This is a genomic window from Pseudomonas putida, from assembly GCF_002741075.1.
Lineage (GTDB): Bacteria > Pseudomonadota > Gammaproteobacteria > Pseudomonadales > Pseudomonadaceae > Aquipseudomonas > Aquipseudomonas putida_T.
The window spans coordinates 2618981-2631876 of sequence record NZ_CP016634.1 but is presented as its reverse complement, the minus strand read 5'-3'; the positions used below and the strand labels follow the sequence as shown (position 1 = coordinate 2631876).

The following is a 12896-nucleotide window of genomic DNA, read 5'->3' as shown; positions in this document are numbered from 1 at the left end:
ATTTTTTCAATCGTATACAACCATTTCTTACTATTGCATCAATCGTCCGAAGTCTTGTGCTTGTACTCGCATAAATCCTCGATCCGACAGCTTGCGCAGCGAGGCTTGCGTGCCTGGCAGACATAGCGTCCATGGAGGATGAGCCAGTGGTGGGCGTCGAGCAGATAGTCTCGAGGCACGAACTTCATCAGTTTCTTTTCCACTTCCAGCACGGTCTTTCCAGGGGCGATTCCGGTGCGGTTGCTGACACGGAAAATATGCGTGTCGACTGCCATGGCGGGCTGACGGAAGGCGGTGTTGAGTACGACGTTCGCGGTTTTGCGACCTACGCCAGGCAATGCTTCCAGGGCTTCGCGGGTCTGTGGCACTTCGCTGCCGTGATGTTCAATCAGCAAACGACAGGTTTCGATGACGTTCTTGGCCTTGCTGTTATAGAGGCCGATGGTCTTGATGTATTCGCTTAACCCTTCGACGCCCAAGGCATAGATAGCCTCTGGGGTGTTGGCAACTGGATACAGTCGAGCAGTGGCTTTGTTGACGCCGACGTCCGTCGCCTGGGCGGAAAGGATCACAGCAATCAACAGTTCGAAAGGCGTGGTGTAGGCCAGTTCGGTTTTCGGATCGGGATTGTCTTCGTGCAGCCTGCGAAAGATCTCGAGGCGTTTGGCGGCATTCATGGGCTCAAAGGCTTCCTTGACGGCGTGAGGGGGCAGCCCCCGGACGTAGGCGATTGTACAGGGCCAGCAGTAAGCCAAGCAGCATCACCCCCCCTGGCGCAAGGCTCGCCAGGTGGATGCCTGGCCCGCTTGCCAGCCATTGACGACAGCCGCCAAGCAGTGCGCATAGCATCAACAGGGTGACCATATAAACAGTGAGATGGCGCCAGCGCCCCGTCGTGGGCAGCAGGTGGTCCACAGCCAGACTCTGCATGCTCAACAAGGCCGGGTAATGGCCGAGCGTCAGGGCCAAGGGTAGCGACCAAGCGTTCAAGCCCAATTGCAGGCAACTGGCCAGGCCGGCGAGCAGCAGCAGGCTGGCCAGCAAGCGAGGCGTATCAGCCAACGTCTTGCGCAGTGGTGTCATCAAGGCCTGATGGATGATCATGATCACCGCCGCGCACAGGCCGATCATCACCCCTTGTGCCAATGTCGAGGTCGCGCCGATCAACGATATCGCGCTCACCCCCAGTAGCCCGAACCTAGTCATGATCACGCGCCTCCAGCAGGGCAGTGCGATGTGTGTCGAAATAGCGCAAGGCGTCCTGCAATGCGTCGATCACTGCTCGTGAGGTGACGGTGGCACCCGCCAGTTGGTCGAAATCCCCTTGATCGCGCTTCAGCGCCCATCTGCTGGTCGGGGTGTGACCCGCAAATTGCGCCAACCAGTTCACACCAGGGTCGATCAAGCGGGCCCCCAGACCTGGGCTTTCCTGTTGTTCGAGTACCTGGATGCCCAGCAGGCGCCCATCGGGAGTGATTGCGATCGCCAGGACTATCGGGCCGGCATAGCCCTGAACCTGACTGCGCAGCAAGATGGCGCTCGGCCTTCCTCCCAGTGTGGCACGGTAGCCGGCGAGCAATTCGCTATGGGGCAGGCGGGCATCGCGCAGGGCCAGGGGCGCTTGCAGGGGCTGGTTGTCGTAGCTGCTGTCAGGAAGCACTGAAAGCCATTGACGGGTTTGCAGTTGTTGCTCGGCTTGCAGGATCGGCGAGAGCGTCCAGTGTCGCCAGATCAGTGTCACGGCCAGTGACAGTGCGCCAACGACGGTCACCAACAGAACAGCACGCGCTGTGCGGTTCATGGCGCGGCCTGCGTGCGGCGTGCGGCGTATCGCTCCAGACCCGGCACGGCAAGGTTCATCAGCAAGATGGCGAACGCCGTTCCGTCGGGGTAGCTCCCCCAGGTTCGGATCAGATAGATGAGCAAGCCCGTGCCGAAACCGAACAGCAGCCGGGCCTGAGCACTCTTGGGGCCGGACACAGGCTCAGTGGCGATGAAGAACGCGGCCAGCATGGTCGAGCCGGAAAACAAATGCAGCAGGGGCGAGCCATTGGAGTCGGAGCCCGAACCGTTCCAGCACAGCAGACTGAACAGGAACAAGCCGGCGAGCAAGCCGGCCGGCGCGTGCCAGCTGATGATCTTGCGCTGAAGCAGGAATAGCCCGCCCACTAGGAACCCAGCATTCACCCATTCACTGCCTCGCCCCCCGACCGCGCCGAACCCTGGGTGCTGGGCGAACAGTTCGTCGAGGGTCAGGCTTCGATTGTGGCGCAGGCCATCGAGTACCGTCGGGGTAGCCCAAGCGTCGATTTGTCCGCTGCGGGCCCAAAGTCCGTGTAGGCTTTCCATGAGCCCAGGCGATTGGCCCGGCCATTGGTTCATCTGCAACGGGAAGCTCAGGAGCACGAAGGCATAACCGACCATCGCGGGGTTGAAGAGGTTGCGGCCGACGCCGCCAAAAGCCTGTTTGCCGATGCCGATGGCGACGCTCGTGGCGATGACCGGCAACCACCAGGGGGCATGGGGGGGGAGTGCGGCGGCCAGTAGCACGGCGGTCACCAAGGCGCTGCCATCGGCCAGCGCCGGTTGTGGAGGATGGCCGCGTAGGCCCAGGAGCAGCGCTTCGCAGGCCAGCGCGGTACTTGCGCAGAACAGCAAGTTGAACAATACCCCCCAGCCGTGCAGCCAAAGCAATCCCAGCAGGCCAGGCACACAAGCCAGCAGCACCTGGCCCATGGTGCTTTGCAAGCGTGGATCAGGCGCGGACATGATCCGCCCCGGCTTGGAGGGCATCGAGGTGCTGTTGGGCGTCTGTGGCTGCTTTTTCCAGCAGCTGTAACTGGGCAAGCTGCGCCTCGTTCGGTGTGGCGCCGAAGGCACTGCGGGCTTTGTTCAGTTGCGTGCGGCTCATGGCGGCCGCGATCTTGGCCTGCTTGAGCGCAGCGTCGTTGCTGGCAGCTTTTTGCGCCTTGACCCGTTCGATAGCGGCCTTGATCGGATCGGGCGCTGCCTCGGTGCTGGCTGTCTGAGTGCTTGCGGTCCGTGGACTGCGCGCGAGACGCTCAGCCTGGCGGCGCGCTTCATCGCGCTGCAGTCGGGTATTGCGTTGTTCGTGGCGATGACGGGCGTGGTCGCGACGTTTGGCGCGGGCATCGAGCTCTTCAGCAGTGTGGGCCAAGCCGCCGACGATCGGTACGATCTTGTTCGGCAGGGGTAGCAGGTCGATGCAATCGACCGGGCAGGGCGCCAGACACAGGTCGCAGCCGGTGCATTCGCTGGCGATGACCGTGTGCATCAGTTTGGCGGCGCCGACAATGGCATCCACCGGGCACGCTTGGATGCATTTGGTACATCCGATGCACTCGGCCTCGCGAATGAACGCGACCTGGGGTGGTGCACTGCCGCGCTCGGTGTCCAGGGCGATGACGGGTACTTTGAGCAAGTCGGCGAGGGCGGCGATGGTTTCTTCGCCACCCGGTGGGCATTTGTTGATCGCTTCGCCCGCAGCCAGCCCTTGGGCATAGGGTCGACAGCCATTGTGGCCGCATTTGCCACATTGGGTTTGCGGCAGCAGGGCGTCGATGCGTTGAATCAGACTCATTGTGTAAATAATCCGTTGAAGCCGGAAAACGCCATGGCCATCACGCCGGCGCCGACCAGTTCGATTGGAAGGCCACGCAAGGCGCTGGGGATGTCTGGATGATCGCTGCGCTGGCGCAGGTCATCGAACAATGCCAGGGCCAGCCAGAAGCCCAATCCGCCGATCAGGCTCCAGCCCCACACGGCCAGCCATCGATCATTCGTCTGGGTGACCTGTAGCAGGAAGCCTAGCACCAGGCTGTTGCAGAGCAGCCATAGTGGCAAGCCCTCCAATGGCCAGGTGGGCTGCACCCGCTTGAGTGCATACGCCAGAGTCCAGGCCAGTAACGCCAACAGCGGCAGGAACAGGAACAATTGCATGTCCTGCAGGCCCAACGTCATCCACACCTGATCGTACAACAGCTTTCCAAGCGGCAGGCCCAGCAGCGTGAGCAAGGCTGTGGATGCGCCGAGCACGTGGATCCGCAGGCGGGAAACCGGCGCCCGGTGCAGGATCAGGTGATTGACCAGCGCAGCGCTGACCAGAACCAGGACGTAGTCGTTCATGGGGATGCCGATGGCCGGGGCTGCCGTCATTATCCGGTAGGCGGCAGGGGATGGAAATGCCCCGGCGCTAGGCCGGGGCAGAAGGACGCTTACTTGATGCGCTGGCCTGGTTTGGCGCCGCTGTCGGGGCTGAGCAGGTAGATCTCATCGCCGCCGGGGCCGGCTGCCATGACCATGCCCTCGGACACGCCGAAGCGCATTTTGCGTGGCTTGAGGTTGGCGACCATCATGGTCAGACGGCCTTCGAGCTTGGCCGGGTCAGGGTAGGCCGATTTGATGCCGGAGAATACGTTGCGACGCTCGTCGCCGATATCCAGGGTCAGGCGCAGGAGCTTATCGGCCCCTTCCACGGCTTCGGCCTTGACGATCAGCGCTACGCGCAGGTCGACCGCGGCAAAAGTGTCGAACTCGACCTCTGGCGACAGCGGGTCCTTGGTCAGCTCGCCGTTGCCTGCCGGGACGGTGGATTGGGCGGCGGCCAGGTCTTCCTTGCTGGCGGCGACCATGGCCTCGACCTTGGCAGGCTCGATACGGCTCATCAGCGCCTTGAATGGGTTGAGCGTGTGGTTTTCCAGGCGTGACAGGTGATCGTTCCAGGTCAGTGGCGCGACGTTGAGGAAGGCCTCGGCGTCGGCGGCCAGCAGCGGCAGTACCGGCTTGAGGAAGATCACCAGCTGGCGGAACAGGTTGATACCCTGGGCGCAGATCGCCTGGACTTCGTCCTGCTTGCCTTCCTGCTTGGCCAGGGACCACGGGGCCTTGTCGGCGATCCAGGCGTTGGCGCGGTCGGCCAGGGCCATGATTTCACGCATGGCGCGGGAGAAGTCACGGTTCTCGTAGGCTTCGGCAATCGACGGCGCGGCGGCGAGGAAGGCCTCGCTCAGCTCGGGGGCGGCGTCGCCGGCGACCAGGACGCCCTCGTTGCCCTTGTGCACGAAGCCTGCGCAGCGGCTGGCGATGTTGACTACCTTGCCGACCAGGTCGGAGTTGACCTTTTGCACGAAGTCATCGAGGTTCAGGTCCAGGTCGTCGACGCCACGGCCCAGTTTGGAGGCGTAGTAGTAGCGCAGGTACTCGGGGCCCAGGTGGTCCAGGTAGGTGCGCGCCTTGATGAAGGTGCCGCGCGACTTGGACATCTTGGCACCGTTGACGGTCAGGTAGCCGTGCACGTTGATGCCGGTCGGCTTACGGAAGCCCGAACCTTCGAGCATGGCCGGCCAGAACAGGGCGTGGAAGTTGACGATGTCCTTGCCGATGAAGTGGTACAGCTCGGCTTTGGAGTCTTCTTTCCAGAATGCATCGAAGTCCAGCTCTGGACGACGCGCGCAGAGGTTCTTGAAGCTGGCCATGTAGCCGATCGGGGCGTCCAGCCAGACGTAGAAGTACTTGCCTGGCTCGCCTGGAATCTCGAAACCGAAGTACGGCGCATCACGGGAGATGTCCCATTCCTGGAGGCCCGAATCCAGCCACTCGGCGAGTTTGTTCGAGACGGCTTCCTGCAGGGTGCCGCTGCGGGTCCACTGCTGCAGCATGGCCTGGAAATCCGGGAGCTTGAAGAAGAAGTGCTGGGAGTCGCGCAGCTCCGGGGTGGCGCCGGAGATGGCTGATTTCGGATTCTTCAGCTCGGTGGGCGCGTAGGTGGCACCGCATTTTTCGCAGTTGTCGCCGTACTGGTCTTCAGCCGCGCACTTGGGGCAGGTGCCCTTGATGAAGCGGTCGGCCAGGAACATGCCCTTTTCGGGGTCGTAATACTGGGTGACCGAACGGGTGGCGATGTGGCCGGCGTCGCGCAGGCGGGTGTAGATCAGGCTCGACAGCTCGCGGTTTTCTTCGCAGTGGGTCGAGTGGAAATTGTCGAAGTCGACCAGAAAGTCGGCGAAGTCGCTGCTGTGCTCGGCCTGGACATTGGCGATCAGCTGTTCGGGCGTGATGCCTTCCTTTTCGGCGCGCAGCATGATGGCCGAGCCGTGGGCGTCGTCGGCGCAGACATAGATGCACTGGTTGCCGCGCAGTTTCTGGAAGCGAACCCACATGTCCGTCTGGATGTACTCGAGCATATGGCCAAGGTGGATTGAACCGTTGGCATAGGGCAGGGCGCTGGTGACGAGAATCTGGCGTGGCTCGGACATGGTGGCTCGGCTACTTAATCTGGCGACAGGATGGAAAATAAAGATGATCGGCAACTATAAAGGGCTCACGAATATATTTCACCCCAAGGACGCATCTGCTGACGATTGACGGGTTAGCATAGGCACCTGTTCGATCTACAGCCTGCCAATGGGAGCCTCCATGAGTGCCGTCACACGTGCCGCCGTCGAAGGCGTGCTTCGCCAGTACACCGACCCCTATTTGAACCAGGATCCGGTCAGCGCCGGTTGCGTGCGCGCCATCGACATCCAGGGTGGCCAGGTCAGTGTGCAATTGCAGCTGGGTTATGCGGCCGGGCTGTTCAAGAATGGCTGGGCGCAGGTGCTGGGCACCGCCATCGAGAACCTCGACGGCGTCACTGCCGCGCAGGTGTCGATCGAGTGCGTGGTCGCGACGCACAAAGCGCAGGCCCAGGTGCCGGCCATGGCCAACGTCAAGAACATCATCGCTGTGGCCTCGGGCAAGGGCGGGGTGGGCAAGTCCACCACTGCGGCCAACCTGGCCTTGGCCCTGGCCCGTGAAGGCGCCCGGGTCGGTATCCTGGACGCCGATATCTATGGTCCGAGCCAAGGCGTCATGTTCGGTATTGCCGAGGGCACCCGCCCGCAGATCCGCGAGCAGAAGTGGTTCGTGCCAATCAAGGCTCATGGCGTGGAAGTCATGTCGATGGCGTTCCTCACCGATGACAACACACCGATGGTCTGGCGCGGCCCGATGGTCTCCGGAGCCCTGCTGCAACTGGTGACCCAGACGGCGTGGGACAACCTGGACTATCTGGTGATCGACATGCCGCCTGGCACCGGCGACATCCAGTTGACCCTGGCGCAGAAAGTGCCGGTGGCAGGTTCGGTGATCGTGACCACCCCGCAGGATCTGGCCCTGCTGGATGCGAAGAAGGGCGTGGAGATGTTCCGCAAGGTCAACATTCCGGTGCTGGGCGTGGTGGAGAACATGGCCGTACACATCTGCTCGAACTGCGGTCATGCCGAGCATCTGTTCGGCGAGGGCGGTGGTGAGAAGCTGGCGGCCCAGTACGGCGTCGACCTGCTCGCCTCGCTGCCGCTTTCAATGCTGATCCGCGAACAGGCCGACAACGGCAAGCCGACCGCCATTGCCGAGCCGGAAAGTCAGATCGCCATGGTGTACCAAGAGCTGGCCCGCCAGGTGGGCGCGCGGATCGTGCTGCAGGCAGCTGCGGCGCCGGCGATGCCGAACATCACTGTCAGCGAGGACTGATTCGTAGGGCTGGGTCGTCTGTTTCACGGATAACCCAGCACGGACCTATCGATCAGGCATAAAAAACCCGCCAATTGGCGGGTTTTTTTGAAGCGCGAAAGAAGGATTAGCCTTCGATGCGAACTTCTTCAGCCTGCATGCCTTTCTGGCCGCGGGTAGCGACGAAAGTAACAGCCTGGCCTTCTTTCAGGGTTTTGAAGCCGTCAGCCTGGATGGCCTTGAAGTGTACGAACAGGTCGTCACCCGACTGAGGGGTGATGAAGCCGTAGCCCTTCTCATCGTTGAACCACTTGACGGTACCGGATTGGCGGTTGGACATGGTATGTCTCCTTGGACAAAGTAGATTTCGGCACAGGAACACCCTGGCCGGGACTGAGTGCAAAGAGAGCGGAAAATTCAGCGATGGGCCGATAGGAATCGTGCATCAAACAGAGATTCTCGGTGTCACGTGCAGCACAGTGGCGCCACCTTAACCCACTTTCCCCGACCTGCCAATGGTCAATGACGGCTTTGTCGAAAATCGGATCGGCGGCGGCTGTAGCTCCCGTCCGGCGCGGGATTGCGGTATGGAACTTTGCCGCAGGCGCCGGGACCGGTAAGATGCGCGTCTCGTTTTTCACCTTGCACTTTCAGGACACTCCCGCCATGAGCATCAAATCGGACAAGTGGATTCGCCGCATGGCGCAGGAACACGGCATGATCGAACCGTTCGTCGAGCGCCAGGTGCGCGGCGGCGAGGACAGCCGGGTCATTTCCTTCGGCGTGTCCAGCTACGGCTACGACGTGCGCTGCGCCGATGAATTCAAGGTTTTCACCAACATCAACTCGGCCACCGTCGACCCGAAGAACTTCGACGCCGGCAGCTTCGTCGACGTCAAGAGTGACGTGTGCATCATCCCGCCGAACTCCTTCGCCCTGGCCCGCACCGTCGAGTACTTCCGCATCCCACGCAATGTCCTGACCATCTGCCTGGGCAAGAGCACGTATGCGCGTTGCGGCATCATCGTCAACGTCACCCCGCTGGAGCCGGAGTGGGAGGGGCATGTGACCCTCGAATTCTCCAACACCACCACCCTGCCTGCGAAAATCTATGCCAATGAAGGCGTGGCGCAGATGCTCTTCCTCGAATCAGATGAAGAGTGCGAAGTCTCCTACAAGGATCGCGGTGGCAAATACCAAGGGCAGCGCGGCGTTACCCTGCCACGCACCTGAGGCGACGAGCGCGAGGAATTCCTCGCCCGCCAGGCACTCCAATGGCTAGAACGATCCGGTGCGCATGACGCGCATCGGGCATCGCCGGGAGCCGCCAATGAAACTTCACCCCGCAATCAGCGCGAAGCTGGCCGTCCTCCAGCCCAACCAGATCGGGCTGCTGGCATGGTCACTGCTGGCGCATCCTTCAACGCCCGTACAGGCCGGTGGCGTGCCCCATCAGCCCGACCCCGATACCCCGCAACCCCCCGAACCTGGCGAGTCGCCGCCCATGGAACCGGGAGAGCCGACCCTGCCTGACGAGCCACCACCTTCGCCGGTGGCCTGAACGCCAGGCAGCACGAAGGGCTTAGTTGGCCAGCAGATAACCGCTGCGGCAGACCTGCTCGCCCGCAACGTGGGCGATGACCATGCCAGTAGTGGCCATGCGCCTTACGCTGCGCGCGTAGAGAAGGCCGGGCTGTGTGTTGCGCACGGCGGTCACCCGGTCGCTCAGCGGGTCGATGACTTCAGCGATCAGCTCGCCTGCCGCCAGGTATTGGCCGGGTGCCGCGTGGAACACCAGCAGCCCGCCCAGCGGCGCCACCACAGGCTCCACAGCGGCCAGTGGCGTAGCCGGATAGGCCAGGGGTGGCAGGGCGGGAGCCTCGCCTGAAATGACCCCGGCATGGGTCAGGAAATTAAGTATTCCTTGGCAATCCTGAGTCGCCAGGTCGTGGCTGACATCAGCCTGCCCACGCAGCTCGACGGTCACCGAGAAGCTGCCCAGGGGGATGGGGAACTGCTTGCCGAAGCGCTGCTGCAATTGCCACCACACCAGGCTGAAGCATTCATCGAACGATTGGCCGCCGGAGTCCGTGGCCAGCAAGCTGGCCTGCACCCCTAGGTAACGGGCCAGCGGCTCGACCTGATCCCAGGCCTCCGGTGTGGTGTACAGATGCTCCACTGCCTCGAAATCGCAATGCAGGTCCAGAACCATGTCGGCATCGCACGCCAGGCGCTGCAAGGTCAGGCGTTGGGACTGCAGCGGGGTGCGCGCCGGATGCGCGTCCAGGCCTCGGCGCAGGTATTCGCGGATCAGCGCTAGGTTGTGTGAAGGATCCTGCGTCAGGTGTCCCTCGATCTGATCACCGATGCTGTCGGACAAGTCAACGAAGTTGCGGTTGAAGTTCTCGCCACTTTGCAGCTCGAAGCGTCCCAGAGGCGCGTCCAGCAGCACCTGCTCCAGGCCCACGGGGTTGGCCACCGGCACCAGGATGATCTCGCGTTGCAGCCGCCCATCCTGTTCCAGTTCCAGCAAGCGTCGCTTCAAGTGCCAGGCCACCAGCATGCCGGGAAGCTCATCGGCATGCAGTGACGCCTGGATGTACACCTTGCCACCGCCGCGGGGGCCGAAATGAAAGCTATGAAGCTGGCGGGCAATGCCCGGGACGGGGGACAGCAGGTCGTGGGTCGAATGGTGCATGGTGGTCCTGGCTGAAGTGGCGAATACGGTCTGCGATAACAGTCGGCAGAAAGATAGAAGCATAACTTCGGCCGTCGCGCCTACTGCCGAGCTTGGGCGAGCGTTTATCTTCAGCGTCGCACAGGCGGCATCCCTGGCTCGAATGAAGCCAACCGCGAGCGTCCGAAGAGGACGTCGCGGCGGATGGGAGGCAACGAGCGCGGGGAAGGGGCCGCCGTCAGCGGCCCGGGACCAGTGTGAGTCGTTGCGAGCCGTAGGCGCGAGAGAAGTTCTGCTGTTGCAGCGGCAGGCTCATGAAGCGTCCCTGGAGCCAGGCATCCAGGCCATCGCTGTAATGTCGGCTCGCCGGATTACCGGACTGGCCATTGCTGGTCAGCACCTGCAGCGGTTCGGCCTGGCCGAAATCGACGATCATGCGGGCCGACGCCGGCAGATGGGTGTCGAAGCGCTCGCCCCAGGCATAAGGCGTCAGTGCCAGGGTGCTGAAGTCGCCGCCCGCTGCCACGGGACTGCGGCTGATGGCATCCCCCAGGCCATGGTAGGCTGGTGCGGGCCAGTGGTACTGGTGCAGTTTGCCCCATTGCCAGGCGCGACGGTCGCTGCCCAGCTGAGCAACGCCGGTATCCACGGCCGCAGCTAGGCTGCGGGCGAGAATGGCGGGTTTGTCTTCTTTTTGCGGCGTGTTGCGGTCATCCCAGAACGGGCTGTCTTCGCGGCCCAGCAAGTGGTCGGCCTGGGCCGAGTAGGAAAGCTGCGCATTGCCAATGAACGCCTGCCAGGCCGGGCTGGACTCAGGGCCTAGTTCGTCGAGGAAGGTCTGACGTGCCACTTCCTGCAGGAACAACGCATACAGCGCGGCATCGGCCGACACCGGGCTCAGGCGGCCATCGAAGGCCTTGAGCCGGGCCAGGGTCTCACGGGCCTTGTCCCGCTGGGCGGCCGGCAATGCGTCGATCGCCTGAGTGAGCGACTGGGCCATGCCCGGGGCGTCGAACATCTGCTTGAGTTTGTCCGCCAGCAAGGTGACCTGGTCGTTCTGCAGGGCCATCAGGCTGCGGCTGTCGTGGCGGCCGTTGCCGGCCAGCTGGGCCAGGCGCTCGGCGCGCTCGGGGTAGTACCAGGTGTTGGACAGTTGCATGCCGTAACCACGTGGCAGGCTGCGCTGGTTGGCGTGGCCGACCCAGCCAGCGACCGGATCCTGATCGTACGGGTGCAGCATCGGGTCGGCATAGCCATCCCAGTCATATCGGCTGTCCCAGCCGGGCGATGGCAGCAGACCCTGGCCTTCACGGCGGTTGGGGTAGCGGCCGCTGACTTGCCAGCCGATGTGCTGCGGTTCGGCGAAGACGAAGTTCAGGGCGGCGGCGCCGACTTCGCGGGTCGTGTCGAAGGCGCGTTCCACCGACGATGCGCGGGTCAGGTCGAACAGTGCGTCAAGGCTGCGGTCGCTCTTGAGTTGCGGCAGCTTCAGGGCCAGGCCCAGGCTGGCATTGGTTGGTTGGTTGAGCAGGGTGCCGTGGCGGGTTTCGTACATGACTTCACGCAGGGGGCGTTGGCCACGGACGAAGAAGGTTTCGCTGCGTGCACGGGCAGGTTGCCACTTGCCATCGGCCAGGTAGCTCACCTGATTGCCCTGGTGACGCAGTTGCTCCAGGTACAAGTCCTGGTTGTCGGCCATCACCGCGCTGCTGCTCCAGGCCAGCTTGCCGTTGTAGCCAGCGAGGATAATGGGCAGGCCCGGTAGGGCGAGGCCGGCGACCTGGTACTTGCCCGTGTGGATCTGTACCGGGGCGAGGGCCCAGGTAGCGCGGCTGTCGCTGGCCAGCAGGCTCTTGCCGCTGCGGCTGCGTTGCGGCGAAAGCGCCAGGTTGGCCGAACCGGGGCTGCCCAGCAGGCCCAGATCGGCGAGCTTCTGCCCTGCTGCGCCCAGGCGCTCCAGACCTGGCAGTTGGCTCGCCAGGTTCAGGCCTTTGAGCTTGTCCAGTTCAGCCTCGGCCAGTGGTTCGTCGGGAGCACCTGGCAGCAGCCATGCAAGCTTGTCGCTGCCGACTTTCTGCGCCAGGGTCAGGGCGGTCAGTTCTTCCTGCAGGTTCACCGACTGGCTGAAGGCATACAGGCTGAAGATCAGCGCCGAATCTTCAGGCGTCCAGTACTCCGGGCGGTAGCCGCTACGAGCCAGGTCCTCCGGGAGCTTGTCGCGGTAGCGGAACAGGTAGGCGTTAACCCCGCGTGCATAGACTTCGAAGAAGCGCTTCAGGCGCGGTGAGGCGTCGGCGTACAGCTGCCCGGCGCTTTGCTTGAGGTTGGCCGCGCGCATCAGGCGGTCGATGTCCAAGGCGTCCGGGCCGGCCAGTTCGGCCAGGCGCCCTTGGGCCAGCAGGCGCATGGCGACCATCTGTTCGATCCGATCGCCGGCCTGCACGTAGCCCAGGCTGAACAGCGCATCATGGAAGCTGCTGCTTTCGATCAGGGGCGCGCCCATGGCGTTGCGGCGCACCGAGACATTCTGCGCCAGGCCCTTGAGCGGCTGTACGCCGGTGGTCGGAGGCACGCTGTCCTGGTAGCCGCCCACCTGGCAGCCGGCAAGACCGAACATGCCGAGCACGACGGCAGCGGGGCCGAACCGAAGGCGGAAGGGAGGAAGGACGGGGGCGGCCATGACAAGGCTCCTGCAGGGCGTGGCGGGATT

12 protein-coding genes and 1 pseudogene are annotated in these 12896 nt (G+C 63.2%); 3 read left to right on the top strand and 10 right to left on the bottom strand.

Features of this window, described 5'->3' with window-relative positions; all coding sequences use genetic code 11:
* Positions 1-38: 38 nt before the first annotated feature.
* The 7 genes and pseudogenes from nth to metG all read right to left on the bottom strand — a co-directional run bounded on the left by nth (position 39) and on the right by metG (position 6275).
* Complete coding sequence (nth, locus tag IEC33019_RS12240; RefSeq protein WP_070093521.1) at positions 39-677, bottom strand: endonuclease III; 639 nt, start codon at positions 675-677, stop codon at positions 39-41.
* Between the two features lie 4 nt (positions 678-681).
* Positions 682-1206 (bottom strand): NADH:quinone oxidoreductase, encoded by a 525-nt coding sequence (locus IEC33019_RS12235; RefSeq protein ID WP_070093520.1) that lies wholly within the window; start codon positions 1204-1206, stop codon positions 682-684.
* Positions 1199-1801, bottom strand: a complete 603-nt coding sequence (locus IEC33019_RS12230; RefSeq protein ID WP_070093519.1) for an RnfABCDGE type electron transport complex subunit G — start codon at positions 1799-1801, stop codon at positions 1199-1201. The genes IEC33019_RS12235 and IEC33019_RS12230 overlap by 8 nt, the downstream gene beginning before the upstream one ends.
* The gene (locus IEC33019_RS12225) at positions 1798-2769 is read right to left on the bottom strand and encodes an RnfABCDGE type electron transport complex subunit D (protein WP_070093570.1); all 972 of its coding nucleotides are present in this window, start codon (positions 2767-2769) and stop codon (positions 1798-1800) included. Before IEC33019_RS12225 ends, IEC33019_RS12230 begins: the two co-directional genes overlap by 4 nt.
* Before the next feature lie 4 nt (positions 2770-2773).
* Positions 2774-3601 (bottom strand): annotated as a pseudogene (gene rsxB, locus IEC33019_RS12220) (electron transport complex subunit RsxB); the annotation flags it as partial.
* Positions 3598-4146: an Rnf-Nqr domain containing protein gene (locus IEC33019_RS12215; protein ID WP_070093569.1), complete on the bottom strand. Its 549-nt coding sequence runs from the start codon at positions 4144-4146 to the stop codon at positions 3598-3600. The gene IEC33019_RS12215 and the pseudogene rsxB, both read right to left, overlap by 4 nt.
* 89 nt (positions 4147-4235) lie before the next feature.
* Complete coding sequence (gene metG / locus IEC33019_RS12210) at positions 4236-6275, bottom strand: methionine--tRNA ligase (RefSeq protein ID WP_070093517.1); 2040 nt, start codon at positions 6273-6275, stop codon at positions 4236-4238.
* Positions 6276-6435: 160 nt separating this feature from the next.
* Here metG and apbC point away from each other — a divergent pair, with 160 nt between their 5' ends.
* Positions 6436-7530, top strand: a complete 1095-nt coding sequence (apbC, locus tag IEC33019_RS12205) for an iron-sulfur cluster carrier protein ApbC (RefSeq protein ID WP_070093516.1) — start codon at positions 6436-6438, stop codon at positions 7528-7530.
* Positions 7531-7636: 106 nt separating this feature from the next.
* Here the strand turns inward: apbC and IEC33019_RS12200 are convergent, their stop codons facing one another.
* Entirely contained in the window at positions 7637-7849 is a 213-nt protein-coding gene (locus tag IEC33019_RS12200; RefSeq protein ID WP_043213073.1) for a cold-shock protein, read from the bottom strand.
* A gap of 326 nt (positions 7850-8175) precedes the next feature.
* Between IEC33019_RS12200 and dcd the strand changes: the two genes are divergently transcribed.
* Together dcd and IEC33019_RS12190 are read left to right on the top strand one after the other, a co-directional pair.
* On the top strand, positions 8176-8742 hold the full coding sequence (gene dcd / locus IEC33019_RS12195; RefSeq protein ID WP_043213075.1) for a dCTP deaminase: 567 nt from the start codon (positions 8176-8178) through the stop codon (positions 8740-8742).
* Between the two features lie 97 nt (positions 8743-8839).
* The gene (locus IEC33019_RS12190; protein WP_070093515.1) at positions 8840-9070 is read left to right on the top strand and encodes a hypothetical protein; all 231 of its coding nucleotides are present in this window, start codon (positions 8840-8842) and stop codon (positions 9068-9070) included.
* A gap of 21 nt (positions 9071-9091) precedes the next feature.
* Here IEC33019_RS12190 and IEC33019_RS12185 read toward each other — a convergent pair whose 3' ends face one another.
* Both IEC33019_RS12185 and IEC33019_RS12180 read right to left on the bottom strand, forming a co-directional pair.
* Entirely contained in the window at positions 9092-10207 is a 1116-nt protein-coding gene (locus IEC33019_RS12185; protein ID WP_070093514.1) for a succinylglutamate desuccinylase/aspartoacylase family protein, read from the bottom strand.
* Between the two features lie 217 nt (positions 10208-10424).
* A complete protein-coding gene (locus IEC33019_RS12180; protein ID WP_070093513.1) occupies positions 10425-12866 on the bottom strand; it encodes a penicillin acylase family protein in 2442 nt (813 codons plus the stop codon).
* Between the last annotated feature and the right edge of the window lie 30 nt (positions 12867-12896).

What these genes read in the sequence shown, in the direction of transcription:
- nth (WP_070093521.1), bottom strand. Translation starts at nt 677, where the DNA reads ATGAATGCCGCCAAACGCCTCGAGATCTTTCGCAGGCTGCACGAAGAC.
- IEC33019_RS12235 (WP_070093520.1), bottom strand. Translation starts at nt 1,206, where the DNA reads ATGACTAGGTTCGGGCTACTGGGGGTGAGCGCGATATCGTTGATCGGC.
- IEC33019_RS12230 (WP_070093519.1), bottom strand. Translation starts at nt 1,801, where the DNA reads ATGAACCGCACAGCGCGTGCTGTTCTGTTGGTGACCGTCGTTGGCGCA.
- IEC33019_RS12225 (WP_070093570.1), bottom strand. Translation starts at nt 2,769, where the DNA reads ATGTCCGCGCCTGATCCACGCTTGCAAAGCACCATGGGCCAGGTGCTG.
- IEC33019_RS12215 (WP_070093569.1), bottom strand. Translation starts at nt 4,146, where the DNA reads ATGAACGACTACGTCCTGGTTCTGGTCAGCGCTGCGCTGGTCAATCAC.
- metG (WP_070093517.1), bottom strand. Translation starts at nt 6,275, where the DNA reads ATGTCCGAGCCACGCCAGATTCTCGTCACCAGCGCCCTGCCCTATGCC.
- apbC (WP_070093516.1), top strand. Translation starts at nt 6,436, where the DNA reads ATGAGTGCCGTCACACGTGCCGCCGTCGAAGGCGTGCTTCGCCAGTAC.
- IEC33019_RS12200 (WP_043213073.1), bottom strand. Translation starts at nt 7,849, where the DNA reads ATGTCCAACCGCCAATCCGGTACCGTCAAGTGGTTCAACGATGAGAAG.
- dcd (WP_043213075.1), top strand. Translation starts at nt 8,176, where the DNA reads ATGAGCATCAAATCGGACAAGTGGATTCGCCGCATGGCGCAGGAACAC.
- IEC33019_RS12190 (WP_070093515.1), top strand. Translation starts at nt 8,840, where the DNA reads ATGAAACTTCACCCCGCAATCAGCGCGAAGCTGGCCGTCCTCCAGCCC.
- IEC33019_RS12185 (WP_070093514.1), bottom strand. Translation starts at nt 10,207, where the DNA reads ATGCACCATTCGACCCACGACCTGCTGTCCCCCGTCCCGGGCATTGCC.
- IEC33019_RS12180 (WP_070093513.1), bottom strand. Translation starts at nt 12,866, where the DNA reads ATGGCCGCCCCCGTCCTTCCTCCCTTCCGCCTTCGGTTCGGCCCCGCT.